This is a genomic window from Streptomyces sp. DvalAA-43 (genome assembly GCF_900091725.1).
Lineage (GTDB): Bacteria > Actinomycetota > Actinomycetes > Streptomycetales > Streptomycetaceae > Streptomyces > Streptomyces pulveraceus.
In genome coordinates this window covers 25,554-50,961 of record NZ_FMBW01000090.1, presented here as the reverse complement: position 1 = coordinate 50,961, position 25,408 = coordinate 25,554, and the positions used below count along the sequence as shown (strand labels likewise).

Below are 25,408 nucleotides of genomic sequence, written 5' to 3'. Positions count from 1 at the left end.
CCGAGTGAGGAGAATGGATCATGCCAGTCCGAACCCGTCCGGATCTCGACGATCTCGCCGGATTCAGTACCGTCCCGATTCCGGCCGACGCGGTCGAACTCGCCTCCAACGAGCTGCCGTTCGGCCCGCTCGACCCCGTACTGGAGGTGATCGGCCGGGCCGCGGGCCGGGTCCACCGCTACCCCGACAGCAGCGGCCGAGTCCTGCGCGAGCACCTGGCCGGACGTTTCGGCGTCACCCCCGGCCAGGTGTCGCTGGGCGCCGGATCCATCGCGCTGTGTCTGCAGCTCGCCCAGCTCACGAGTGCGCCCGGCGACGAGATCGTCTTCCCCTGGCCCTCCTTCGAGGCGTACTCGCTGATCGCCAGGACGGTCGGTGCCACCGCACGCCGGGTGCCGCTCCGCCCGGACGGGCGGGTCGACCTGACGGCGCTCGCGGACGCGGTCGGCGACCGCACCCGGCTGGTCTTCGTGTGCACACCCAACAACCCGACCGGCGGTGACCTCGGCCGGGCGGAGCTGGAGAAGTTCTTCGACTCCGTCCCCGAGGACGTCCTCGTCGTGCTCGACGAGGCCTACTGGGAGTTCGTCCGCCGGCCGGACGCGCTGGACGGCATGGCATACGTCCGGGACCGGAGCGCCGCCGGACGGGGCAACGTCGTGGCGCTGCGCACCTTCTCCAAGGCGTACGGCCTCGCCGGGATGCGGATCGGCTACGGCGTCTCCTGCGAGGACGTGGCTGAACGGCTGCGCAGGCTGGCCCTGCCGTACTCGGTCAGCAGCGTCGCCCAGGCCGCCGCCGTCGCCTCGCTCGACGCCGACGAGGCGCTGGCGCTGCGCTGCGCGGCGGTGATCGAGGAACGGGAGCGGGTCAGGAACGAACTGCTCGGGCTCGGCCACGAGGTCCCGGTGAGCGGGGCGAACTTCCTCTGGCTGGGGCTGGGCCCGCACGCCGACGCGTTCCGGCTGCACTGCCTGGAACGCGGGGTCCTCGTCAAGGCGTTCCCCGGCGAAGGCGTCCGGATCACCGTCGGAACCGGCGGCGAGAACGCGAGATTCCTGGCCGCCGCCGCGGAGTTCAGGACACCGGCCGGGCCGGCGCTGTGACGGCGGACGCGGTCGCCTACGTCGACCCGGACCGCCTCGACACCAATCTGCGGAGCTTCCACGGCAGGGCCGCCGCGGCCGGCGTCCGCGTCAGGGCGCACGTCAAGGGACACCGCACCGTGGAGATAGCCCGGCGGCAGATCGCCGCCGGGGCCCGGGGCATCGCCGTGCACCACGCGCGTGAGGTCCGCCGCTACGCCGGGGCGGGGATACGGGACATCGTGGTCTCCCACCCCTGGGAGGACCCCTGGCGGTGGGAACTCTTCGCCCGGTCGGCGGCCGACTGCCGGCTGACGCTGCACGTGGCGTCCCCCGAGGCGGTGGCCGGACTCGGCCGGGCGGCCGCGCGCCGCTCGACACCGGTCGGCGTCCTCCTCGACCTGCGCGCGGGCCCGGACGGCAGCCCCCCGGCCCCGTCCGAGGTGCTGGCGCTGGCCCGCGCGGTGGTGGACCGGCCGTGGCTGCGGCTGCGGGGCGTCACCGGCTACCGCGGCCTCGACACGGCGGCGGACGCCGAGGCCCGGCACACGATCGGCGCCGCGTACGCCACCGCGCTGGTCGAGACGGCCGGGCTGCTGCGGTCGCACGGTCTGCCGTGCGCCACGGTGTGCGTCGGAGGCACCCCCACCGCGGCGGGGGCCCTGGAAGTGGACGGGATCACCGAGGTGTGCGCGGGGGCGTACGCGCTCCAGGACGTCGGCCTCGCCGCGATCGGCGTGTGCACGGAGGAGCAGATCGCCCTCTCGGTGTCCGGCCCGCGCGAGGCCGCCGAGCTGGTGGGGGAGTACGGCTACGCGTGGCTCGCGGCGGACGACACCGCCCGCCGGTCCGGGAACCGCTGGCTGCCGGCCCATGTGTGCCCCGTGGTGCAGCGAGTCCGGGCGCTGCTGCCCGGCCGCGTACGGCCGGACGAGCCCGCGGAATGGGCCGTCCTGGCCACGGGCGACAAGGAAACGGACGTCCTCACATGACAACTGCACCGTACGGAGCGGCACCCGCGCGGGAGGCCCGCCCCCCGGCGGCCGATCCGGCCGAGGCCACGAGACTCGCCGCGCTGCTCAGCGTGGCGGACCTCGAACGCGCCGCCGCCGAGCGGATGGAAGCCGGGCTCCGGGACTTCGTCGACGGAGGAGCGGGCTCCGAGCGGACCGTCGCGGCCAACCGGCTCGCCTGGCAGCGGATCGCGCTCGTCCCCCGGATGCTCAACGACGTCTCGCAGTGCACCACCCGGACCACCCTGCTCGGCAGCGCGCTCGGCCTGCCGCTCGGGATCGCCCCCATGGCGTACCAGAGGCTGCTGCACCCGGACGGCGAACTCGCCGCCGCCGCGGCCGCCCGGGACGCCGGGGCGGTGTACGTCGGCGGCCTGCTCAACAGCTGCTCCATCGAGGAGATCGCCGCGGTCGGCGCCTGCACCTGGTTCCAGCTGTACTGGCTGCGTGACCGCGGGCTCACCGTGGACCTCCTGCGCCGGGCCGAGGACGCCGGCTGCCGGGCCGTCGTCCTCACCGTGGACGTACCCAGGATGGGGCGGCGCCTGCGCGACCTGCGCAACGGCTTCACCGTGCCGCCGCACATCCGGGCGGTGAACCTGCCGACCGGGGCCCAGCTGTCGCCCGCGCACGACGCACGACCGGACGCCAGCTCCCTCATGGTGCACACCACGGCCACCTTCGACCCCCGCCTGCAATGGTCCGACCTCGCCTGGCTGCGCGAGCACACCGAACTGCCCCTGGTGGTCAAGGGGATCCTCGACCCCGACGACGCGGCCCGCGCCGCCGCCCTCGGGGTGGACGCGGTGGTGGTGTCCAACCACGGCGGCCGCCAGCTCGACGGAGCGGTCGTCGGCGCCGAGGCCCTGCCGGCCGTGCGCGAAGCCCTGCCGGACCAGGTGCAGGTGCTGGTGGACGGCGGAATCCGCAGCGGGGCCGATGTGCTGCGCGCCCTGGCCCTGGGGGCTTCGGCGGCCCTGGTCGGACGGCCGGCGCTCTGGGGGCTCGCGGTGGGCGGCGCCGCCGGGGTGCGGCGCCTGCTGGAACTGCTCGCCCTGGAGCTGGAGGACGCGCTGGCACTGGCCGGCTGTGCGCGGCCCGAGGCGGCCGCGTCCCTGCGGACCGCGCCGCTCACGGCCTGAGAGCACCGCTTCTGTCCGCAGCCGGCGGCGAGGGCCGCCCGACCGTCACCCGAGAAAGGGCCCGTACCGTGCGCCTGCGCATCTCACGACTCTCCGTCTTCACCTGGCGCAACGGCACGATGGTGTGCGACGACCCGGTGCGGCACCGGCAGTTCGCGCTGAGCGCGGACGCCCGCCGTGTGCTGCCGCGCTTCGCCGACTGGTCCCCGGCCCCGGGCGGTGACACCGCGGACCGGGACCCGGACGGCCGGCTCATCGCCCAACTGCTGGCCGCCCACGTCCTGGTGGCGGAGGGCTCGCCCGAGCACGACTTCGAGGAACGGCTCGGCCCGTGGGCGGAATGGGGCACCGCGGCCCGCTACTTCCATCTCGCGACCCGCACCCACGCCGACGAGAAGTTCAGCACCGCGGCCGAGGACACCGCCTGGCTCCTGCGGACCCTGCCCGACCGGCCGCAGCCCGCCCAGGCGAAGCAGTACCCGGACGCTCCCCGCGTTCCGCTGCCGCCCGCCGACGACACACCTCTCGCCGGGCCGGGGCTGGACCAGGTGCTGCGCCGCCGACGCACCACCAGGCGGTTCGAGCGCGGCGCACAGGTGCCCCGGCAGGAGCTCGCCACCCTGCTGCACTGGGTGGCCGGCGCCCTGCACACGGTCGAACCGAGCGGTCTGCAGCCACAGTTGCTCAAGGCCAGCCCCTCGGCCGGCGCGCTGCACACCCTGGAGGTCTATCCGGTCGTGCTCGGTGTCGAGGGCGTCGAGCCCGGCATCTACCACTACCGGGCCGCCGAGCACGTGCTGGAGTCCATCGCGCCCGACCGGAAGGTGGACGCCGACGAACTCGTCCACTGGTGCGGTGGACAGTCCTACGTCGGTGACGCCGGTGTCGTGCTCTTCTACACCGCCCACCTGGAACGGACCGCGTGGAAGTACCGTACCGGCCGGACGTACCGCACGCTGTTCATGGAGCTCGGGCACTTCAGCCAGACCGCCTATCTGGTGGGCACGGCCCTGGGCCTCGGGGTGTTCTTCACCGCCGCGACCCGGGACGGTGCCGTGGAAGAGGCGTTGGGACTGGACTGGACGACCGAGATCCTGGTCGGTCTCAACGGCATCGGCGTCCCGGCCCAGGAGGAGACGGTGCGTCAGAAAGCCATGCTGGAAGGCGGTCCGGCCGATTTCTCGTTCGCCGGGGACGCCTGGGACGGTCGCGGTGCATGATGTCGGAGAGGCCCCGGCGCAGGGCGGAGCAAGACCGTCGGCGCCGCGGCCGACCGGGTCCGCGGGGGAGGCACCGATCGACAGCGCAGAGGGGACCGACGCGGTCCGGAAGGACGCCGAGCGGCCGCCGGGGACGGCGGAACCGACCGGGGTGGCGGAGTCGCCGGGGACGGCGGAACCGACGGGCCGGGCGCGGCTCGCGGTGCTGCGCCGGCCCGCGTACCGGTGGTTCTTCCTCGCCCAGCTCAGCTCCTCCTTCGGTGACTTCCTGGTCGGCCCGGCCATGGCCTTCGCCATCCTCGGCCTGACCGGATCGGCGGGCGACATCGGGCTGGTGATGGTCGCGAGGTCGCTGCCGATCGTGGGGTTCATGCTGATCGGCGGTGTGATCGCGGACCGGCTGCCCCGCTACCGGGTGATGATGGGCGCGGACCTGGTCCGGCTCGTCTGCCAGGGCGGATCCGCCGCCCTGCTGCTGACCGGCACCGCGAGCATCTGGCAGCTCGCCGCCCTTCAGGCGGTCTACGGCACGGCGAGCGCCATGTTCACCCCGGCGGTGACGGGGCTGGTCCGCCAGGTGGTCCCCGACGACGAGCTCCAGTCGGCCAACGCCCTGCGGTCGATGTCGTACTCGGGGATGATGATCCTCGGCCCGGCGGCCGCGACGGCACTGGTGATCCTGGCCGGCCCCGGCTGGGCGCTGGCCTGCGACGCCGCGACCTTCGCGGTGAGCGCCTGCTGTCTGACCCGGCTTCGGACCACGGCGGCGCAGGGCACCGGGCCGCTCCAGGCCCGCGACATCCTGGGCGATCTCCGGGAGGGCTGGCGGGAGTTCAGCGGCCGGACCTGGGTGTGGAGCGTCATCACCGCCGCCTCCCTCACCAACGGCCTCTTCGCGGTGTTCACCGTGCTGGGCCCGGTGCTCAGCGAGCGCGAGCTCGGCGGCCCGAAGACCTGGGGCCTGGTCCTCGCGGCGTCCGGCGTGGGGGCGTTGTGCGGTGGCGCGCTGGCCGTCTACGTCCGTCCGCGACGGCCGCTGCGGTTCGGGGTCTGCGCGGTGGCGGGCTTCGCGGCCCCCGCCCTGGTGATGTCCGAGGCTTCCTCGGCGGTGCTGCTGGCGGCGGCGGGGTTCGTCGGCGGCCTGGGCCTGATGGTTTTCAACCCCCTGTGGGAGACGGTGCTGCAACAGCAGGTGCAGCCCTCGGCGCTCTCCAAGGTCAGCGCGTACGAATGGTGCGGCTCGTACGCGAGCCAGCCGCTGGGCCTGCTGGCGGCGGGCCCGCTCAGCGGCCATCTGGGCCTGCGGCACACGCTGCTGGCCTGCGGACTGCTCCATCTGGTGATCAGCCTCAGCCCGCTCGCGGTGCGCGAGGTGCGGTGCCTGGAGGCGACGGCCGCGCGGCCCGTGTAGTTCCCGTGTCTTGAGGAGAGGACGAAAACCATGGCGACATCCGAGGGGAACGCGCCCCGGCCGGGTCCGGGACGGCAGTGGGTCGACAGCCTGCAGCGCGGCCGGGTCCCCGGCCCGCGCCTGCCGCAGCAACGAGTGGTGGACGACACCGGGCCGAGCACCCGCAGCGTCCACGCGGGGACCTACGAGGACCCGGTCACCGGGGCGGTCGGCACCCCGGTCTTCCAGACCACCACCTTCGAGTTCACCGAGGACAGCTACGCGGCCTTCGACCAGGGGCACATCCGCGACATCGCGATCTACGGCCGCTACGGCAGCCCGAACCAGTGGGCGGTGCAGGAGAAGATCGCCTCGCTGGAGTCGGCCGAGAGCTGTCTGGTGTTCTCGTCCGGCATGGCCGCGATCAGCACCACCCTCCTCGCCCTGACCAACCGAGGCGGCCACATCATCAGTTCGCGGGACGTCTACGGCGGCACCTTCAACCTGCTGCGCGAGGACATGCACCAGCTCGGCCGGTCCGTCACCTTCACCGACCCCACGGACCCGGACGCCGTTCGCCGGGCGGTCCGCGACGAGACCCAGGTGCTGTTCTTCGAGACGCTCAGCAACCCCCTGCTGAAGGGCCTCCCGCTGAAGGAACTCGGCGAGGTGGCGGCCGAGTCGGACCTTCTCCTGGTGGTCGACAACACCTTCCTCACCCCCGTCCACCTGCGGCCGCTCGAACACGGGGCGCACCTCGTGATCCACAGCGCGACCAAGTACCTCAACGGCCACAGCGATGTGACCGCCGGCGCCGTATCCGGCTCGCGCAAGTACGTGGACCGCATCTGGTCCCAGATGCTCAAACTGGGCGGCTCGCTCGACGCCATGACCTGCTTCCTGCTGGAGCGCGGCCTGAAGACACTGGCGCTGCGGATGCGGCGGCAGAGCGACAACGCCACGGCGGTCGCCGCCTACCTCGCCGGTCACCCCGCGATCCGCCGCGTCCACCACCCCTCGCTCCCGGACTACCCGTACCGGTGGATGCCGGACCTGTGCACGGACGGCTACGGCGGCATGGTCGCGTTCGAGGTGGAGGGCGGGGACGAGACGGCCCTGAAACTGCTGGACGCACTGCGGCTTCCGGTCGTGGCCACCAGCCTGGGCGGGGTCGAGTCGCTGGTGAGCCTTCCGTTCAACACCTCGCACAGCTTCCTGACCGAGCGCCAGCGCAGCGAGGTCGGCATCGAACCCGGCCTGGTGCGCTTCTCCGCCGGGATCGAGGATCCGGAGGACCTCCTGTCCGACCTCGGGCAGGCGCTGTCCTCGCTGTGAGCGGGCGCGGGGCGCGGCCGTCCACCCGCCTCATCGTGCGAGAACGACTTCTGGAGGTACGACCATGCGTAACGGCCTGAACATCACCGGGGTCTCGGAGAGCGTCCACGAATACCGCGACCATCCGGAGGAGGCGATCGCGGACTTCGGTGTCACACTGCCGCTGGACACCGGACCGGGCGCGGCGGAACGCGACACCGCCTGCCGGACCCGTGCGCTGCGCACCGGGACCCTGCGGGTGGCCCGTGACTTCACCCTGTACCACCGTGCGTTCTCCGCCCCGGGCGAGGAGGCCACCGGCCCGGCGGCACCCACCGCGTACGAGTCCGCCCTTGCCGCGGTGGCCGCCTGCGTGCTGATCACCCAGGTCAACGGTCACACCGCGCGCGGGGTCAGCCTGGGGTCGCTGCGGGTGACGGCGCGCGGACGGCTGGCCCTGGACGCGGACGGGCTGCGCCCACTGCCCGGGGCTCCGCTGACGGACGTGCGCTGGTCGTGCGCCATCGACTGCGAGGCGCCCGAGGAACTCCTGCGGTCCGTCAACCAGTTGGTCGCCGCCTTCAGCCCCAACCATCAGGCACTGCTCGACAGCGCACCCTTCGAGGCTTCGGTGCACACGCTCGATGCCCCGGGCGGGCCCGCGCCCGTCCCCGTCGACTGGGCCCCGGTCGCGGCCCCGGCCGATGGTGAGGTGGAGTGCCTCGTGGAGGCCGACGCCGTCTGGGAGTACGGCTCCGAAGCCGTGTACACCACCTCGCTCACGGTCGACGGGCGGAGCCGCCGCTCCGAACCGCTGATCGTGGACCAGGCCAAGCAGATGCTGGGCATCGACAAGGGCCCCAACTCCCAGGAGATCCTGCTCTCGGCGGTGTGCACGGAAGTGGCCGCGCTGCTGGCGGAGGAGGCGGACCGGCGGTGCGTGCCCCTGGACGGGGCCCGCCTGACGGCTTCGGGCCGACTGGACACGCGCGGCATGCTGAACGTGGTGCGCGAGGTCCCGAGCCGCTTCCACGCGCTGACCCTGCACCTCGGGGTCACCGGGGCCACCCCGGTGCCGCAGGCGCGGGAGCTGCTGCGCACGGCCCTGTCGCGCGCCGTGATCCCGGCGACGCTGCTGGCCCCGCTCGCGGTGGACGTCCAGTTGCTCCACCAGGGCCACCCCGTGGTGGACTGCACCAGCACCCTGGCCGACACCGAGGCCCTCCGTGACGAGATCACCCGCAGGCAGACGGCGGCAGCCCGCGACGAGGAGCAGGCCGTGGGAGCGCAGACCGCGGGCGCGTAGCGCCGCCGAGCTCTCGGTGGCCGGTGTGGTGTGGCCCGGCGCGGGCGATCGGCCGTCGGCTCACCAGTCGGCCGGTGCCGCAGTGGTCCCGGCGGCCCCGCAGGAGGCGCGGACGACCAGGGTCGGCCACAACTGCACGCGGTGCACGGGGCGTTCGGTGGGGTCGGCCATGCGTGCCAGGGCCATTTCGGCGGCGACCGAGCCGAGCCGGTGCTTGGGCGGGCGGACGGCGGTCAGCGGGGGGTCGCACGCCGCGGCGACCTCGTCGTCGTACGAGACGACGGCCAGGTCGTCGGGGACGGTGAGCCCCCGGTCGCGGGCGCGCTCCGTCAGGCCGATGGCCTCCCGGTCGGAGTGCACGAACAGGGCGGTGGCCCCGGCGTCCCGGCAGCGTCGCAGGACGGTGTCGTACGCGTCGGCCCAGCCGGGGGAGCCGTAGGCGGGCACATCGAATTCGAGGTCCTCACCGCCGGGCAGGCCGAGCGAGGCGACGGTCTCCCGCCACCCTTCGAGCAGGGCCCGGGTGGTGGGGCTGAACCGGGCGGTGACGAAGGCGATCCGCTGGTGGCCGAGTGCGACGAGGTGCCGCGCCGCCAGGCCCGCCCCCAGGCTGTGCGCGGTGGTCACCGCGTCCAGGGGCAGTGTGGGCAGGGCCGGTGGTGGCAGGCGCTCGACCAGCAGGACCGGGACGGTGAGGCCGCCGAGCCAGCGCAGGAGGTCCAGGCCCGGCTCTCCGGTGGTGGTGGGGGCGATCAGCAGGGTACGGGCCCCGCGGCCGAGGAGCGCGGAGACCTGGCGCCGGTCCTCCGCGGCGTCATAGGCGGAACCGCGGAGCGCCAGCCGTCCGCCTGCGGCGGCCACGGCCGACTGGGCGCCCTGGATGACGGGCGGCCAGTAGAACTCGACCGTGGGAACCACCATGCCCACCAGGGCCTGGCCGGGCAGTCGGCCGAAGGGGGAGGAGACCACCGGGGCCCGCTGCTCGGGCGGATGACCGCGGTGGGGCTGGGTGACCCCGCCGTGCACGCGCTGCACCAGGCCCCGGTCGGCCAGGATCGTCACGTCCCGCCGGACGGTCACCGCGGTGACGCCGAGCCGTGCGACCAGATCGGCCAGGCGTACGGTGCCCCGCTCCCGGACAGCGGCGAGGATGAGTTCCTGCCGTTCCGAAGCCAGCGTCATGCAGTCGCCCCCGCCGTTCTGGTGATCGTTTCGCTTCGTTCGGCTTCTCTTCGCCGGTGCAGTTCTATCGCATCGTCCCGGCGGTGCGGAAGGCGGAGACCGCGACTCGTCGCAGGCTCGGAGCTGCTCAGCGGGCAGGTCGACGGACGGGTCGGTCGCCCTCCGGTGGCGCGGTGCGTCGTGCGGGCCGGGTTCCGCCCTGTCATTGACTTTCGTTCTCTATCGATATTGATCGCTTCCTTTCGTCTCCGTTGACCAGGGGTTCCGGCGGCGCTGGAGTGTGCGAACAGCTCGCTGCGTGAAAGGAAACTCATGGTGCTCGGCATCCCACCCGACGCCGGTGACGGAGAAGGCAGGCCTCGGACGCACTGGTCGAGGAGGTCGCTGCTGCGCACCTCCACCGGCCTCGGCGCCGCACTGCTCACCGGTGGCGCTCTCGGCGGTTGTGCGAACGTGTCGCCCGGAGCCACCCGGGTACGCCTGTGGTCCTGGCTGACCGGGATGGACCAGTACGTCGACGCGTTCAACTCCGCTCAGCGCGACGTCCATGTCGAGCTGAGCGTGATCGCCGCCGGAGTCTCGGGCGGCTACGCGCAGCAGACCAACGCCATCCGCGCGCACAACGCCCCCGACATCCTGCACGTGGAGTACCAGGCCCTGCCGCAGATCCTGACGACGGGCGGTCTGCGCGAGCTGACCGACGACCTCGACGACCTCGCCGACGGGTTCCTGCCCGCCGCCTGGCAGGGCGTCCGTCCGGACGGACGTACCTGGGCCGTGCCGATGGACTTCTGCCCGATGGCCTTCTTCTACCGCAAGGACCTCTTCGACGACGCGGGAATCCGGGCACCCCGCACCTGGGAGGAGTTCGGGCACGCCGCCTCGGCCGTCCGCCGGGCCGACCCGGCCGCGCGGATCACCACCTTCCCCCTCAACGACGGCGCGTTCCTCGCCGGAATGGCCTGGCAGGCCGGGGACCCGTGGTGGCGGATCGCGGACGGTTCCTGGCAGGTCGGCATCGACCGGCCGGGAACCCTGCGTACCGCCGACTACTGGCAGGACATGATCGGTTCCGGCCGCGTCGGCAGCGCCGGCACCGGCACGCAGAGCTGGACCGCCGCCATGCACAAGGGCGAACTCTGGGGGCTCCTGGGCGCGACCTGGAGTGTGGGGATGCTGAAGAAGTCCCTGCCCGAGGACACCGGCCGCTGGGCCGTCGCGCCGATGCCCACCTGGGACGGCGAACCGGCCAACGGCGTGCACGGCGGTTCCGCCTTCGGGATCTCGGCCGAGTGCGACGTACCCGGAGCGGCACTGACGTTCCTGCGCTGGCTGAGCACCGATCCCGCCGTTCCGCGTATCGGGGCGAAGATCACGTTCCCCTCGCCCGCCTACCGGTCCAGCAGGCGCGTCGCCCGCGAGGCGTACGACGATTCCTACTTCATCGGCGACCCGGTCCACGACGTGCTGGACGAAGCGGCGACCCGGGTACCCGCGTGGACCTGGGGCCCCAACGCGCTCAGTGTCTTCTCCGCCGCCGCCGACGCCCTGGGGCCCGTCCCCACCGGGGCGACCACGATGCCCAGGGCGATGCACCGCATCCAGTCGTCCGCCGTCGCCACCATGCGGGCGCGTGGCCTGGCCGTGACGAACGAGGCCCGAGCATGACCACAACCACAACCACGCCCACGACCACAACACCTGCCCCCTCCCCGACGGCCGCGCCCGCGGGTCCACCCCGGCGGACGAGCCGCCGATGGCTGTCCGGCATCGCTCTGGCCGCCCCGTTCGCGCTCCTGCTGCTGGGCACGGTGCTCGTGCCCATGGGCTACGCCCTCTTCCTCAGCCTGTTCACCGACCGGCTCTCGGGGCTCGGCTTCGACGGCTACCGCCAGGTGTTCACCGGCCTCGGCAACTACACATCGGTCCTCGGCGACCCCGCGTTCCGGGACAGCGTGGCCCATGTGGCGCTGTACGCGCTCATCCACATCCCGGTGATGCTCGCGGGCGCCCTGGTCCTCGCGCTGCTCCTCGACTCCGCCGCCGTACGGCTGCGGCAGATGTGGTCGCTGGCCGTCTTCCTGCCGCACGCGGTGCCCGGGGTGATCGCCGGACTGATCTGGGGCTACCTCTACAGTCCGGGCATCGGCCCGCTGAACGACATCCTTCCGTTCGACCCGCTCGGCGACAGCGGCGTGCTGCCCTCCATCGTCAACATGGCGACCTGGCAGTGGATGGGCTACAACATGATCATCTTCTACACCGCACTGCAGACCGTGCCCCGCGAGGTGCTCGAAGCCGCACGCGCCGACGGCGCCGGTGCCCTCCGTACCGCACTGTCCATCAAGGTCCCCATGATCCGGCCGACGGTCTTCGTCGCGCTCGTGTTCACCACGATCGGCTCGCTCCAGCTCTTCACCGAACCCCTGGTGCTGCGGACCTTCACCGGCACGGTGACCAGCACCTGGACCCCCAGCCTCTACATCTACGAAGCGGCGTTCATCAGCAACGACTACGGGCGTGCCGCCGCCGCGTCCATCCTGCTCGCCGTCGCCTCGGCCCTGCTCTCCGCGCTGGTGATGCGCCTGTCCGCCCGGAGGTCACGATGAAAGCGCCCACCGCGCCCCGCTGGACCTCGCGGGGTGCCGTGCACGGTGTACTGCTCCTCGCCGCGCTCTACAGCGTGCTGCCGCTGGTCTGGCTGGCGACATCGGCCACCAAGTCCGTCGGCGACTTCTCCACCAGCAGCGCCTTCGAGTTCGCGGACTGGAACCTGGGGAACAACCTGCGGGAACTCTTCACCCGGGAGGACGGGGTCTTCCTCGACTGGATCCGCAACTCCGTGCTCTACGCCGGTGCCGGTGCCTTCCTCGGCGCGCTGATCTGCACCGCCTGCGGCTATGCGATCGCCAAGCTCGACTTCCCCGGACGACGCGCCCTGTTCGCGGTGACCCTGGCCGGCGTCCTGGTTCCTCCCACCGCCCTCGCCCTGCCGCTGTACCTCCTCGCTTCACAACTGCGCGTCGTGGACACCTTCTGGGCGGTGTTCATCCCGCTGCTCACCAACCCCTTCGGCGTCTACCTCGCACGGACCTTCGCCGAGGCGTCCGTACCCGACGAGATCCTGGAGGCCTCACGTCTCGACGGGGCGGGCGAACTGCGCACTTTCGTGCGGATCGCCCTGCCGGTGATGCTGCCCGGATTCGTCACCATCCTGCTGTTCCAGTTCGTCAGCATCTGGAACAACTTCTTCCTGCCGCTGGTGATGCTCACCGACCCCAAGCTGTTCCCCATGACCCTGGGGATCTACCAATGGGGCACCCGCGCACCCCAGTTCCCCGACTACAACCCCCTGGTCATCACCGGATCCCTGCTCGCCGTGGTCCCGTTGGTCGTGGCCTTCATCGTGCTGCAGCGTCAGTGGCGCAGCGGCCTGTCCGCCGGGAGTGTCAAATGACCGCCTCCGTACGCAGACCCGAGACGCTCCTGCTGATGAGCCGTCGGTCCCGGGAGACGCAGTTCGGCCCGGCGGAGATGGCCCGCCTGCACGCCGCGGCCGGCCTGGGCGAGCCGCCCGCCGCCGAGGACCTGGGCTCCGACCGCGTCCTCGCACGCCTCGCCGAGACGGAGGTGCTGATCACCTCGTGGGGCTGCCCGGTGCTGGACGAGCCGGTGCTACGGGCAGCTCCCAGGCTGCGCGCCGTCCTCCACGCGGCGGGATCCGTACGCGGCCACGTACCGGCCGCCGCGTTCGACCGCGGCCTCCTGGTGACCACGGCGGCCGACGCCAACGCCGAACCCGTCGCCCAGTACACGCTCGCCGCCGTGCTGTGGGCGTTCAAGAAGGTGCCCTTCCTCGCGGCGGACGCACGGCGGTTCAGGGAGGACTGGACGTACCGGGACGGCCGGGGCGAGCTGAGCGGGCGTGACCGTACGGTCGTCGTGGTCGGCTTCTCCCGCATCGGCAGGCGGGTCACCCGTCTTCTGCACGCCCTCGGCCTCGCCCGGGTGCTGGTCGTCGACCCCGTCGCCGACCCGGTGGAGATCGCCGCGTCGGGGGCCCAACCTGCCCTGCTGGAGGAGGCGTTGCCCCGGGCCGACGTGCTGAGTCTGCACGCGCCGGAGCTGCCCGCGACCCGGCACATGATCGGAGCCGCGGAACTGGCCGCGCTGCCGCCCGGCGCGGTACTCGTCAACACCGCCCGAGGCTCCCTGATCGACCACACGGCGCTCGAAGCCGCCTGCGTCGAGGGCCTGCACGCCGTCCTCGACGTGACCGAGCCCGAACCGCTGCCGGCCACCAGCCCCCTGTACGACCTGCCGAACGTCGTCCTCACGCCGCACATCGCCGGTTCGCTCGGTTCGGAGACCAGGACCATGACCGCCGCGGTCCTCACCGAACTCGAACGCTACGCCGCGGGCCTGCCGCCCCTCTCCCCGGTGACCGCGCAATCCCTGGTGACACAGGCGTGACCGCCGAGGGCACCGGCGCCGCCGCGCGGGGCACCGTCCTGCCGCGCGGCCCTCCACATCCTCGGCAGCACCCGGCCCGCGCGCGAACCCGCACCGGTCCCCGGCAACACCCGGTGCACCAGCCGCCGTCCGCCCACCGGGACGGGCGGCATCCCCGCCACGCACTCCGCAGAACACCGGAGGAAGTCATGTCCCACCCCCACATCAGCCGACGGCACATGCTCCAGGCAGGAGGCGCGGCCGGTCTGGTCGCAGCGCTCGGCCTCACGGGACAGCCGGCCGCGGCCGACGGCCGGACCACGGCCCGGATCACCGATCTCGGCCCCGCGGTGGTCCAGTTCTCGCTCATGAGCGCGGTGCTGATCGGTGACACCGTGTACATCGGCTCACGGAACATCGACCCCGTGCGCGTCATCGCCCTCCACCTGCCGACCCGCTCCGTGGTGGCCGGGACCGATCTCACCAACGGCCACTCCGTCCAGGCCCTGGCGGCCGACCCGGCCGGCCGGTACCTGTACGCAGGTGTCCTGCAGAAGGCGGACGTGGGCAGGCCCAACCTCTTCCGCTGGGACCTGACCACGCCGGGCACCCCCGCCGAGCCGATCGGCCGCATCGGCGACCGTGACGTCCGGGCCCTCGCCGTGGCGCCCGACGGCGTTCTGTACGCCGTGGGCGGCGGCGCCGACACGGCTCCCGCCCTGTGGGAGTGGGACCCCACGACCCGCCAGGTCCGCGACGCGGGCACCCCGGGCCCCGAGGGCACTCTCGTGCGGGCCGTCGCGGCGACCGGCACGACCGTGTTCCTCGGTGCGGGAACCACCTTCAACGGTGGCGGCGACACCGGCCGGGCCACCCTCTACGCCTACGACCGGTCCGCCGGGACCTTCACCTCGGTCGTGCCCCGGGAGATGGAGAGGGATCCGAGCGTCCGGGACCTGGCGGTCATGGGCGGCACGCTCGTCGTCGGTTCCGCCGGGTCGACGGAGCCGTCGAAGGTCGCCCTCATGGACCTGGCCGACCTCTCCTCGTACACCGTGGCGACATCGACCGGCACGGTCGCCAAGTTGTTCACGGAGATCGACGACACGGTGTACTTCGCCGGTGAGGACGGCATCCACGCCTACGACAGGCGGACCGACACCATCGCTCCGGTCGAGTTCGACGGACCGGACCTGGGCGAGATCTGGGGCGTGGACGGCCGGGACGGAAAGATCGTCGTCACCTCGGCCTTCGGGTTCGTCGCGGAGATCGACCCGGCGGCCCGTACCTCGGCGGTCATCGACCTCGCGGAAGCGGGCGCCCCCCGGACGCCGCAGACCGCCATGGGCCTCGCCGCGGGCGACGGCCATGTGTACGTCGGCGGGACGGGCACCCTCGCCCGTCACTCACTGCGCTCCGGTGAGGTCGTCAACCTGCGCGCGCCCGGCGAGGCCAAGGACATGGTCGTCCACGGCGGAGCCCTGTACACCGGCCAGTACAACTCGGAGGGCATCTGGCGCCACGACCCCCGTCACGACCGGCGGATGCACCAGGTGGCCGACTTCCCTCACGAGCAGAACCGGCCCCTGGACGTCGCCCTGGACCGGAAGAACGGCCTCGTGCTCGTCGGTGTGCAGTCCGACACAGAGGGCGGCGGTTCGCTGTGGACGTACCACCCGAGGACGGGGCGGTCCCGGTGTTTCGTCGATCCGGTCGACGCGATGCAGTGCGTGCGCGGTGTCGCGAGCCAGGACGGCGTGGCCTACCTCGGCGGTGACAACACCCTCGCCACCGGGCCGCGCAGCACCGTGGTGGCGTTCGACCCCGTCCGCGGCAAGGAACTCTGGCGGATCGACCCGCGGCAGACGGCGGGCACCGCGGCCCTGGCGGTCAGGGGCCGACACCTCTACGGCCTGTCACGCAAGGGCGGCCTCTTCGTCATCGACCTCCGCCGACGCACCCTTGTGCACCGGGCGGACATCAGGGAGGTCTGCAACGGCTTCGCCGCCCTGGTGACCAACCGCGGTGTGGTGTACGGGGTCTCCGACACGACCGTGTTCCGCTTCGACCCCCGCACCTTCGCCGTCAGCACCGTCGTCCCCGCCGTCGACGGCAGCTGGTACAGCGGCTCCCACCTCACCAACGACGAGGCCGGCCATCTCTACACCATGCGCGGCCGCAATCTGATCCGGATCACCGACAGGCCGGGCCGTTGACCGTACGGCCGGTGGCGGACGAGACCGGGAAGGGACACGGAATGCACAGGAAGACAGTGGCGCGGGCCTCGGCCGCCCTGGCACTGGCGGGGGCGCTCGGCGTGGTCGGCCTGAACGCCGCCGACGCGGGTCAGGACCGGCCGGACCGGTCCACGGCGCAGCAGCCCCGGAGCAGCGCGCGCCCCGCACTGCTCGACATCGACTACAAGGACGGCAGCCTCGACTCGGGAATCCCCGGCCTGACGACGACGCACGCCACCGCGCACGACGCCTCGTCCGTCGTCAGGTCCGGCGACGACTACGCCATCACGCACAAGGTGACGCTCGGGGACTCCGGCTACGAGTCGGACGGAGCCCCGCGCAGCGAGAGCGCCACCAACGACATCCCCGGGGGGATCTTCCATGTGGGCGACGCACGCCGGTACGAATTCAGCGTCCTCCTGAAGGACTGGAAGACCTACGAACCCGGGGACACGGAGAGCGGCGACATCATCTTCCAGGGAAAGCACGCCGGCGGGAACCGGCCGTCCTTCTACCTGATGACCAAGCGCAACAGCATCGCCTTCCGGTCACCCGCGCTCGACCTGCAGGCCGAAGTGGTCGACGACTTCCGGCCGTACATCGACCGGTGGATGACGTTCCGGGTGGACGTCCGCTGGACGGACGACAAGACCGGCTACTACCGGATCTCCACCCGCATGCCCGGCGAACCGGGCTTCACCCTGCGGAAGACATACGAGAACGTGCAGACCTTCCACCCCGTGAACCCCACGAATTTCGGCTACATCAAGTGGGGCCTCTACCGGCCCTCCCAGCGCATCGGGAACGGAGACGTCCCGACGCGGATCGTGCAGCACGACAACATCAGCATTCAGGATCTCGCGGGCGGGTGAACCCGTAGGGGGCGGGGGCCGGGAAGGCGCTGCCGTCGTCGGCAAGTCGCCAGTCCCGCAGGGGCGTTCACGGCCCCACGGGGCTTGTCTCCCGACGGGGCGTCGGCGGACGGCCCGGTCGGAAGCGGCGCCCCCGCCGCCCTGTGGGAAACTCGGTCCTGCGCTGGTCAGGGGCGCCCCTCGCGCCCGGGAGGGTGTGTTCCACGGGTCCGTCACCTCGAAGGGAAGCTCTCCGGATGCGCATCGGCATCGTCGGTACCGACAACAGCCACGTCGACCAGATCGTCCGCCACCTCAACGTCGACGGGGGCGGCGGCGACGCGCGTGTGGTGGCCCTCAGCGGGGGGCACGGCCGGCGCAACGACACGCTGGCGGCCACGGGCGGGATCGCGGAGATCGTCGACGAGCCCACCGGGCTGCTGGGGCTGGTCGACGCCGTCGTCGTCGCGGACCGCGACGGTGCGCGCCACCGGGACCAGGCGATGCCCTTCCTGGCCGAGGGGCTCCCGGTCTTCGTCGACAAGCCCCTCGCCCACACCGTCGCGGACGCCCGAGCCCTGATCGACGCCGCCCGCGCCCACGACGCGCCGCTCACCTCGTCCTCGGCGCTGCGCTGGCTTCCCGGCACCGACGCACTGGTGGCCCGGTCGGCGCAGGAGGGGAATCCGCGCCTGGTCGTGGTGACCGGGCCCGCCGATCCGGCCGGGGACCACGGTGGGATCTTCTTCTACGGCATCCACGCGGTGGACATCGCCCTCCGGCTCGCCTCCGGTGAGATCGCCGGCGTCCGGACGGACGCCACCGGCGCCACCGTCGTCGCGTCGTTCACCGCGGGCGACACCCGCGTCGTCGTGAACTTCGTCCGGCCGGGCCGCACGGAGCAGATCCCCTTCCACGCGATGGCGTTCACCCGGGAGAGCATGGCCCAGCAGACCCTCGTCCCGGGTGCGGACTACTGTGTGCCCGGCCTCGAAGCGTTCCTGGAGATGGCTCGCACGGGCAGGCCGCCGATCGGCTACGGGGACCTGCTGCGCCCCATCGAGGTACTGGAGTCCGTCGCCGCGGCTCTGGGCGGAGGGCCGGCCGGCGACCGGTGAGCCGGGCACACCACGCCCGGGTTACGGACGGGCGAAGGAAACCGGGCCAACAGGCATATCACGAGAAGCGATTGGCCTGGTAGGGGCAGTTCTCGTGGGTCCGGCCGGTCGGTCCGACCGATCGCGGAATGACATGATCCGCTCAAGGATGTCCACCGTACGCGCGTGATTCGTCGCCGTGCGTGATGGTGGTGTGACCTGGGGCACAAGATCCTTGACAGTCGCAGGACGGTTGCCGAAAGCTCGTTCATCATTGGTCTGGACCACAATGAATGGGCGGGGTTCATGTTCAAGCCGTCGCGTGCTTCCGCTGTGGGTGTGCTGCGTCCGTCGTCCCCTGAACGCCGGTTCAGATCACGGGAGTTGACGTCGGAGGCCGTGCCGGTGTGCTCCGATGCCGGCCGGGTGGGCTGATGGATCAGCAACTCTCGGACGTGCGCCTGGCGTTGTGCGAGCTGTGGCAGGCGTTCGGCGCCGCCGCGCTGCTCGTCCGGTACGGCCCCGACGTCCCCTGGCCCCATGCCTCCTGGGGCCGTGAGGCGCACGAGGCGCTGACGCCGCGTCTGCGGTCGGTGGTCGCCCTGGCTCGGCCACGCGGGCGCATCCCCTCGTTCCTGACGGGAGGTGCCACCTCCCGGAAGGCGGGTGTCGCCGATGAACTCGACGGCCTGGTGCGCGTATCGGCCGGGCTCGTGCGCGACGAGCTCGCCCGTGAGTACCCGCAGGCGTTCACGGATCCGCTGATCGCCGCCCTGATCCGCGACCCGGAGGCGCAACTCCGCTACCTGGCCGTCGAGGTGTCCAATTTCTGGCGCACCGCGATCGAACCGCGCGGGGTCGGGCTGGCGCGCTCCCTGGAGGAGGAGATCCTCTTCCGCTCGCGCACCCTGGCGATGGGCGGGGGAGCGGCACTCCTCCGCGACCTGGGCATCCCGGCCGAGCGGACGGACGGTGTGGACCGCGTGACTGCCGTCCCGATGCTGTTCGCGGACGGCACCCACTGGTGGTCGGTCGCGGACGGGCGGACCGTGGTCTCCTTCGCGGCACGGGGAGCCGGACTCCTGCGCACCGCACCGGAGCCGGACGGCCCCGGACGGCCCCCGCGCGAGGACCGGTTGGCGATCCTGCTGGGCCGGGGGCGCGCCTCCGTCGTCCGTGAGCTGGCCGTACCGATCACCACGTCCGCGCTCGCCGACCAGCTGGGGCTGGCCGCCAGCACCGTCTCCCAGCACCTCTCCGCACTCGTCTCCGCGGGCGTGGTGCAGCGCCACCGGGCCGGCACCCGCGTCCTGTACGAGCTGAACCGCTCGGGTGTGACGCTGACGCAGTGCCTGATGAACAGATGATCCACGGGCCGGTGCGGTGCCCGATGCGCGAATGACCTTCCGGGCCGGTGCGCGACCGGGCCCCTCACCAGCGGGTTCACCTGGGACCGGGCCGTCGGCGCGCCATGCGGACGGGGCGATTCGGTGTACACCGAAAGGCTTGTCCGCCGTCCCCGGGTCGACAAGAGTCGAGGTGCGGAACGGCTCGACCGGAGGCGGACTGAACGCCGGAGCGGTGAGGCCGGCGGCGAAACCGGCCCATCGACCGGACCGCCGAGCCACGGCCCTTGCCCGGCCCCGAGGCACACACCGCGCCGACACCGTCGACGAAGACGGTCGCTCGGAGGCCGTTCCCGGCGCCCCCTGACCTTGAGCCTGGAGTGATTGCATGCCGACGCCCGATCCGTATCTGCACCGAGCCCCCTCGGACCTCCCGTACTTCAGCTCGGACGGCGAGGCATATCTGGCGCGGACGCCGCTGAGGGACATCCGCAAGTCGCGGGAGCTGCGGGTGTTGTCCCAGGATGACTTCGACTTCTGGCAGACGTACGGGTACGTCATCGTCAGGGAGGCGATCCCCGCCGCCGCGGCCAAGCGCCTGCTGGATTTCACCTGGGACTTCCAGGGGCTCGATCCGGCACGGCCCGAAAGCTGGTACGAGGACCGGCCGTTCCGCACCGATCTGGATCGTGAGCTGCATGTCTACGGCTTCGTCGAGGCGTACCACCACCAGCTCATCTGGGACAGCCGGCAGGCGCAGCGCGTCTATGACGCCTTCGTCGACGTGTGGGACTGCGAAGAGCTCTGGGTGACCCTGGACCGGCTCAATCTCAATCCGCCCAACGTCAGGAACCGGGACCGCGCGCTGATCGCACCCACGGACCAGGGCTTCGACATCGAGCTCCACTGGGATGTCGACACCACGCTCGGTGTACTGCCGCAGCGCGTCCAGGGGATCATCGCGCTCAACGACACCCGGCCCGAGCTGGGCGGCTTCCAGTGCTCGCCCGAGCTGTTCCGCCGGTTCGAGGAGTGGAAGGTCGCCCAGCCGGAGGACCGGGACCCGATCAGGCCGGACGCCGACCGGACGGAGTTCCCCGTGGTCCGGCCCGAACTCGGCGCCGGGGACCTGCTGATCTGGAACGGCCTGCTCGCGCACGGCGTGGCCCGCAACACCTCACAGGACGGGGTGCGCGCGGTGCAGTACCTGTCCATGATGCCCGCGCTGGAGTCGCACGAGGAGCTGCGGCGCTCCCGGGTCGAATCGTGGCGCCGGCTCAGCACGCCGGACTGGAACGGGACGCTGGTCGGCGACGCCACGAAGCACGAGTCCCTCAGATACGGCACCGCCGAGCTGAACGGCCTCGGCGAGAGGCTGCTGGGGCTGAAGTCCTGGACCGAGCAGGAATCCGAACGGCCGACGGGAGAGCCGGTATGCGCAGAATCTGCCTGACCCTTCCGACGAACCGGGCCTGCGCCGCCACGATCGCGGCCGTGGGCGAGGAGGCGGACTACGCGGCCGACCGCTTCGGCGTCGAGGTGCGTCTGCTGATCCTGGACTCCTCCGGGGAGCAGACCTTCACCGAGCACGCCGAGGTCGTCCGCGGGGCCCGCCGGGCCAGGAACGTGATCGTGCACCACCTCGGCGAGGCCGAGCAGCGGGACTTCCTGCGGCGGGTGATCCGGCGTTCCGGTGTCCTCAAGCCGGATCTGATGCTCGACCTGGTGCTGCCGGCCGGTGTGTCGTACGGGGCCTGCACCAACCGCGCGTTCCTGATCGCCGCCGCGCTCGGGTGCGATTCGGTGCACCGCAGGGACTCGGACAGCACGTACCAGACGCTGAACGGCGAGACCGTCTTTCCCGTCCACCATGAGCTCGCCTCGCTCGGGAGGACCGCGGCCGACGCGGCGAGCGGTGTGTCCGAGACCGTGCTCGACCCGGTTCACGCGCCCAAACCCGTGGTGATGGTGGGCAGTTCCTTCGTCGGCGAACTCTCGGTGGACATCGGCGAGATGGCCGGACTGGACCGTGACATCTACCACGACGTCGTCAGCCTGTGGGCCCCACGCCACTGGTCGGACGAGCAGAAGCGAGAGCTGGTCCACGAGTCGTTCAGGGGGGCGGGCACCGCCCCGTTCACCGGTGATCACTCGACCCTGACCCATGTCGACCCCATGCGCGTGGACATGTGCAACATCAGCTTCCTGAACGAGGTGTACGAGCGGGTGCCGCTGCCGCCCGCGACCGACACCATCGGCAGCGACTACTTCCTCATGCACCTGGTGCACGACGGCACCCTGCCCGGCGTGCTGCACAACCGCAACATCGTGAACTACTACACGGCCGAACGCCGCACCGACGCCGGTTTCATGGCCTATCAGCTGCGGCTGACGAAGTTCTTCCTGTCGATGCTCTACTTCAACTTCATCTACGACCGGATGGCGGCGGCCGGTGCCTCGCTGATCGACGACGAGTTCCACGTCCGTCCGGAAGCGGTGGCCGAACTGGCGAGGGAGAGCGCCGGGGCGGATCGCGAGGAGAACGTACAGCGGCTGGACGTCCTGAACCGCTCCTACCGCCGACTGGGCGGCAGATACGCCGAGTTCGCCGATGTCCTGGTCGAGCGGGGCGGACGGCTGCTCGAAGAGGCCCAGGCGGACATCTTGGACTTCGCGCTGCTGACCGAGGCATGGCAGCCCCTGATGCGGGCGAGCAGGTCCATCGGAATGAACGGGCCCGGTACGTCCACCGGCGTCCACCGGCCGAGTCGCTAGGCGGGCGTGGATCATCATGCATCTGAACGCTCATGTGCGCGCCGCGCTGGAAGCCGCCGACGAGGACCGGATCGTCTTCGATCTCGCGGGCATCGAAGCGCAGTACGACTCACTGCTGCGGGAACTACCGGGCATCGCCGTCCGCTTCGCCATGAAGGCCTGCCCCGTGGACGAGGTCCTCGGGGCGCTGGCGGCCAAGGGATCGGGGTTCGACGCGGCAAGTCCCAACGAGATCGCGCAGGCCCTCAGGACCGGCGTGCCGGCCGACCGGATCCACTACGGCAACACCATCAAGTCCGACGGGAACATCGCAGACGCCCACCGCCTCGGCGTCCGGGACTTCGCGACCGACAGCCTGGAGGACGTGGCGGCGATAGCGGCGCACGCCCCCGGCTCCCGGGTGTTCTGCAGACTCGCCACCAGCGGGGACGGGGCACTGTGGGGGCTCAGCCGGAAATTCGGCTGCTCCGGAACCGACGCGGTGCTCGTCATGGAGGCCGCGCGGACGGCCGGCCTGACACCGGCCGGTCTGTCCGTACACGTCGGTTCGCAGCAGATGACCTCGGAGGCCTGGCAGGACGCCTTCGAGCGGCTGGCCGATGTGCTCACGGTCCTGAACGGCCGGGACATCTTCCCGGACCACATCAACCTCGGCGGCGGGCTGCCCGCCCTCGGGTATCTCGACAGCCGGGGAACACCGCTCGACCCTCCGGTGGACAAGATCTTCGCCGTCATCCGGGAAGGCTTCGAACATCTCGTGGCGGTCTCGGAATCCCCGCTGGACTTCGTCATGGAGCCGGGACGCCATCTGGTCGCCGACCACGGCGCGATCAGGGCCCATGTGTCACGGCTGTCCGCCCGGAAGCAGCTGGACGGCCGGCGCGAACACTGGCTCTATCTGAGCTGCGGGAAATTCAACGGACTGTACGAGATGGACCAGTTGCAGTACCGGCTGCTGTTCCCCTCCCACCCCGGTACGGAGAACGTCCCGGCGGTCGTCGCCGGCCCCACGTGCGACAGCGACGACGCATACGACCACGAACACAGCCGTGTCTCCGTACCCGGATCCGCCGCGTCGGGAGACCCGGTCTGGATCCTCTCCAGCGGGGCCTACGCCACCGGCTACATGACGCAGGGGTTCAACGGTTTCGACCCGCTCCCGTACACCTGCGTGGACGGCGACTGAGGGATCACGACGTGCGTATACGACACATCTGTGACGGCGACTGGGACGCCGTCGTGGCGCTGGAGGCCGGGGCGTACACCGACGACGGACTGTCGGAGGGACGGGCGGCGCTCCAGTCCCGGGCCGGTGCCTCGCCCGCCACCTGTTTCGTCCTGGACCACGGGAACCGCACAGCGGGATACCTGCTGGCCCTGCCCTACCCGATGTTCGAGTTCCCGGATCTCGACCGGGCGGAGGACCTCGTCTTCCACTCGCGCAATCTCCATCTCCACGATCTCGTCATCGCCGAGGAATTCCGTGGCAGGGGACTGGCCAGGGCCCTGCTGCGCCACTTCACGGCGACGGCGGGATCGAAGGGGTACGAGGCGATCTCCCTGATCGCCGTCCTGGGCAGCGACACCTTCTGGGCGGCGAACGGATACCGGGCCCACCGGGAGGTCACACCCCCCGCGAGTTACGGCGCGGACGCCGTGTACATGTCCCGCGCGGTGCCGGACGTCCGCCCCGGCGGAACGAACCCCGCCCATGCGCCATCGCGCCGGGCACCTCTGGAAGACGAAGTGGGCTGATTACCTGTGTATGGCGTTCGAGATCCATTCCGCCGGGCGCAGCTCGCGATCGCGGCACTGTTCTGTTTCCTGGGGTTCCAGTACGCGACCTGGGCATCACGGCTCCCCGCCCTCAAGACGCGGCTGGACCTGTCGGAGGCGGAGCTGGGCCTGTTGTTGATGGCCTGCGGCGTGGGCGCGGCCGCGTCGTTCCCCCTCGTGGCCGTCCTGATGAAGCGCCTGGGCTCACGACGGCTCGCGATCGTGTCGGCGGTGTGTCTGAGCCTGCTCCTGCTCGCGCTGTCGGCGGCGCCCGACTACCCGGTCGCCCTGGTCGTCGTCTTCTGCGACGGAATCGCCGTCGGCAGCCTGAACGTCGCGATGAACGCCCAGGGCGCCGCCCTCGAAGCCGTCCATCAGCGCACCGCCATGGCCAAGCTCCACGCCACGTTCAGCGCCGGCTCGCTGTTCGCCGCGCTGCTCGCGTCCGGGGTGAACCTGGTGACCACGGACCTCGCGGCACACTTCGGCGTGGCCGCCGTCCTCCTGCTCCTGCTGGTCGGACTGACCCGGTCGGGCCTGCTGACGGAGGCGGAGCAGGTCCCGGCCGAAGCACCGGCCGAGGAGCGGCCCCCGGCTCCGGAGAAGGGCCGCCGCAAGCTGAGCATGCCGTCGCGTGTGACGGTGTGGATGGGCTGCGCGATGGTGTTCGGCACGGTGACCGAAGGCGCCATGAACGACTGGTCCGCGCTCTACATGAAGGACGTCGTCGACGCGGCGTCGGAGCTGGCCCCCCTGGGCATCGCGGTGGTCTCGGTCATGATGGTGCTGGCCCGCGTCTTCGCCGACGGCTGGCGCAGCCGCTGGGGCGACGGCCGCATCGTCCGCGTCGGCAGCGTGGTGGCCGGTGCGGGACTGGCGCTCGCCCTGCTGGCCGGCGGTGTCGTGCCGACGCTGATCGGGTTCGCCTGCGTCGGACTGGGCGTCGCGGCCGTGACGCCGTGCATCTACGTGGCGGCTGCGGCACAGGGCACCGACGCCCTGGCCCTGGTCGCCGCCATGGGCACGACGGGCCTGCTGGCCGGACCCGCGGTGATCGGCTTCATCGCCGGTGCCAGCAGCCTGGTCTGGGGTATGGCCGCCGTCGCCGCCTCGGCGATCCTGGTGTCGCTGTGCGCCACCCGGATCCGCTGGCCGAGGCCGGCCGAGTCCTGATCCCGAGGACGCTGAGAAGGCCGCGGACGGCGGCGCTGTGGCCGACGCA

Annotated in this window: 21 protein-coding genes; 20 read left to right on the top strand and 1 reads right to left on the bottom strand. The window is 71.8% G+C overall.

Annotated elements, in window-relative coordinates; all coding sequences use genetic code 11:
- The first annotated feature begins 20 nt into the window (after nt 1-20).
- From GA0115234_RS37535 to GA0115234_RS37505, 7 genes are all read left to right on the top strand, one after another.
- Nucleotides 21-1,106, top strand: coding sequence for a histidinol-phosphate transaminase (locus GA0115234_RS37535; protein WP_093550717.1), 1,086 nt, complete (start codon nt 21-23; stop codon nt 1,104-1,106).
- Entirely contained in the window at nt 1,103-2,077 is a 975-nt protein-coding gene (locus GA0115234_RS37530; protein ID WP_141718533.1) for an alanine racemase, read from the top strand. The genes GA0115234_RS37535 and GA0115234_RS37530 overlap by 4 nt, the downstream gene beginning before the upstream one ends.
- Nucleotides 2,074-3,240: an alpha-hydroxy acid oxidase gene (locus GA0115234_RS37525; protein ID WP_093550713.1), complete on the top strand. Its 1,167-nt coding sequence runs from the start codon at nt 2,074-2,076 to the stop codon at nt 3,238-3,240. The genes GA0115234_RS37530 and GA0115234_RS37525 overlap by 4 nt, the downstream gene beginning before the upstream one ends.
- Nucleotides 3,241-3,308: 68 nt before the next feature.
- A complete protein-coding gene (locus GA0115234_RS37520) occupies nt 3,309-4,460 on the top strand; it encodes a SagB family peptide dehydrogenase (protein ID WP_093550711.1) in 1,152 nt (383 codons plus the stop codon).
- A gap of 151 nt (nt 4,461-4,611) precedes the next feature.
- Nucleotides 4,612-5,871 carry an MFS transporter gene (locus tag GA0115234_RS37515; protein ID WP_161275738.1) on the top strand — a complete coding sequence of 420 codons (1,260 nt, stop codon included), beginning with the start codon at nt 4,612-4,614 and terminating at the stop codon, nt 5,869-5,871.
- Nucleotides 5,872-5,901: 30 nt separating this feature from the next.
- The gene (locus GA0115234_RS37510) at nt 5,902-7,185 is read left to right on the top strand and encodes a trans-sulfuration enzyme family protein (RefSeq protein WP_093550707.1); all 1,284 of its coding nucleotides are present in this window, start codon (nt 5,902-5,904) and stop codon (nt 7,183-7,185) included.
- Nucleotides 7,186-7,249: 64 nt separating this feature from the next.
- A complete protein-coding gene (locus GA0115234_RS37505; RefSeq protein ID WP_093550705.1) occupies nt 7,250-8,470 on the top strand; it encodes an OsmC family protein in 1,221 nt (406 codons plus the stop codon).
- 60 nt (nt 8,471-8,530) lie between these two features.
- On the opposite strand, the gene GA0115234_RS37500 is transcribed toward GA0115234_RS37505, so the two are convergent.
- Nucleotides 8,531-9,652, bottom strand: coding sequence for a substrate-binding domain-containing protein (locus tag GA0115234_RS37500; protein WP_093550703.1), 1,122 nt, complete (start codon nt 9,650-9,652; stop codon nt 8,531-8,533).
- A 312-nt stretch (nt 9,653-9,964) separates the two neighbouring features.
- Here GA0115234_RS37500 and GA0115234_RS37495 point away from each other — a divergent pair, with 312 nt between their 5' ends.
- The 13 genes from GA0115234_RS37495 to GA0115234_RS37435 all read left to right on the top strand — a co-directional run bounded on the left by GA0115234_RS37495 (nt 9,965) and on the right by GA0115234_RS37435 (nt 25,359).
- Entirely contained in the window at nt 9,965-11,320 is a 1,356-nt protein-coding gene (locus GA0115234_RS37495) for an ABC transporter substrate-binding protein (RefSeq protein WP_093550701.1), read from the top strand.
- Nucleotides 11,317-12,261 (top strand): carbohydrate ABC transporter permease, encoded by a 945-nt coding sequence (locus GA0115234_RS37490; RefSeq protein WP_093550699.1) that lies wholly within the window; start codon nt 11,317-11,319, stop codon nt 12,259-12,261. The genes GA0115234_RS37495 and GA0115234_RS37490 overlap by 4 nt, the downstream gene beginning before the upstream one ends.
- Entirely contained in the window at nt 12,258-13,109 is an 852-nt protein-coding gene (locus GA0115234_RS37485; protein ID WP_176729384.1) for a carbohydrate ABC transporter permease, read from the top strand. Before GA0115234_RS37490 ends, GA0115234_RS37485 begins: the two co-directional genes overlap by 4 nt.
- The gene (locus GA0115234_RS37480; protein WP_093550697.1) at nt 13,106-14,125 is read left to right on the top strand and encodes a hydroxyacid dehydrogenase; all 1,020 of its coding nucleotides are present in this window, start codon (nt 13,106-13,108) and stop codon (nt 14,123-14,125) included. The genes GA0115234_RS37485 and GA0115234_RS37480 overlap by 4 nt, the downstream gene beginning before the upstream one ends.
- A 188-nt stretch (nt 14,126-14,313) precedes the next feature.
- Complete coding sequence (locus tag GA0115234_RS37475; protein ID WP_093550695.1) at nt 14,314-16,320, top strand: outer membrane protein assembly factor BamB family protein; 2,007 nt, start codon at nt 14,314-14,316, stop codon at nt 16,318-16,320.
- 41 nt (nt 16,321-16,361) lie between these two features.
- Nucleotides 16,362-17,213, top strand: a complete 852-nt coding sequence (locus GA0115234_RS37470) for a heparin lyase I family protein (protein WP_093550741.1) — start codon at nt 16,362-16,364, stop codon at nt 17,211-17,213.
- A 236-nt stretch (nt 17,214-17,449) separates the two neighbouring features.
- Nucleotides 17,450-18,310, top strand: a complete 861-nt coding sequence (locus tag GA0115234_RS37465) for a Gfo/Idh/MocA family protein (RefSeq protein ID WP_093550693.1) — start codon at nt 17,450-17,452, stop codon at nt 18,308-18,310.
- A 413-nt stretch (nt 18,311-18,723) separates the two neighbouring features.
- A complete protein-coding gene (locus GA0115234_RS37460; RefSeq protein ID WP_093550691.1) occupies nt 18,724-19,656 on the top strand; it encodes an ArsR/SmtB family transcription factor in 933 nt (310 codons plus the stop codon).
- A gap of 367 nt (nt 19,657-20,023) precedes the next feature.
- The gene (locus tag GA0115234_RS37455; protein WP_093550689.1) at nt 20,024-21,088 is read left to right on the top strand and encodes a phytanoyl-CoA dioxygenase family protein; all 1,065 of its coding nucleotides are present in this window, start codon (nt 20,024-20,026) and stop codon (nt 21,086-21,088) included.
- On the top strand, nt 21,070-22,410 hold the full coding sequence (locus GA0115234_RS37450; protein ID WP_093550687.1) for a DUF6271 family protein: 1,341 nt from the start codon (nt 21,070-21,072) through the stop codon (nt 22,408-22,410). The genes GA0115234_RS37455 and GA0115234_RS37450 overlap by 19 nt, the downstream gene beginning before the upstream one ends.
- A gap of 16 nt (nt 22,411-22,426) precedes the next feature.
- Nucleotides 22,427-23,596 carry a type III PLP-dependent enzyme gene (locus GA0115234_RS37445; protein ID WP_093550685.1) on the top strand — a complete coding sequence of 390 codons (1,170 nt, stop codon included), beginning with the start codon at nt 22,427-22,429 and terminating at the stop codon, nt 23,594-23,596.
- A 17-nt stretch (nt 23,597-23,613) separates the two neighbouring features.
- A complete protein-coding gene (locus GA0115234_RS37440; protein WP_093550739.1) occupies nt 23,614-24,165 on the top strand; it encodes a GNAT family N-acetyltransferase in 552 nt (183 codons plus the stop codon).
- Between the two features lie 6 nt (nt 24,166-24,171).
- Nucleotides 24,172-25,359: an MFS transporter gene (locus GA0115234_RS37435; RefSeq protein ID WP_093550683.1), complete on the top strand. Its 1,188-nt coding sequence runs from the start codon at nt 24,172-24,174 to the stop codon at nt 25,357-25,359.
- Nucleotides 25,360-25,408 lie beyond the last annotated feature (49 nt).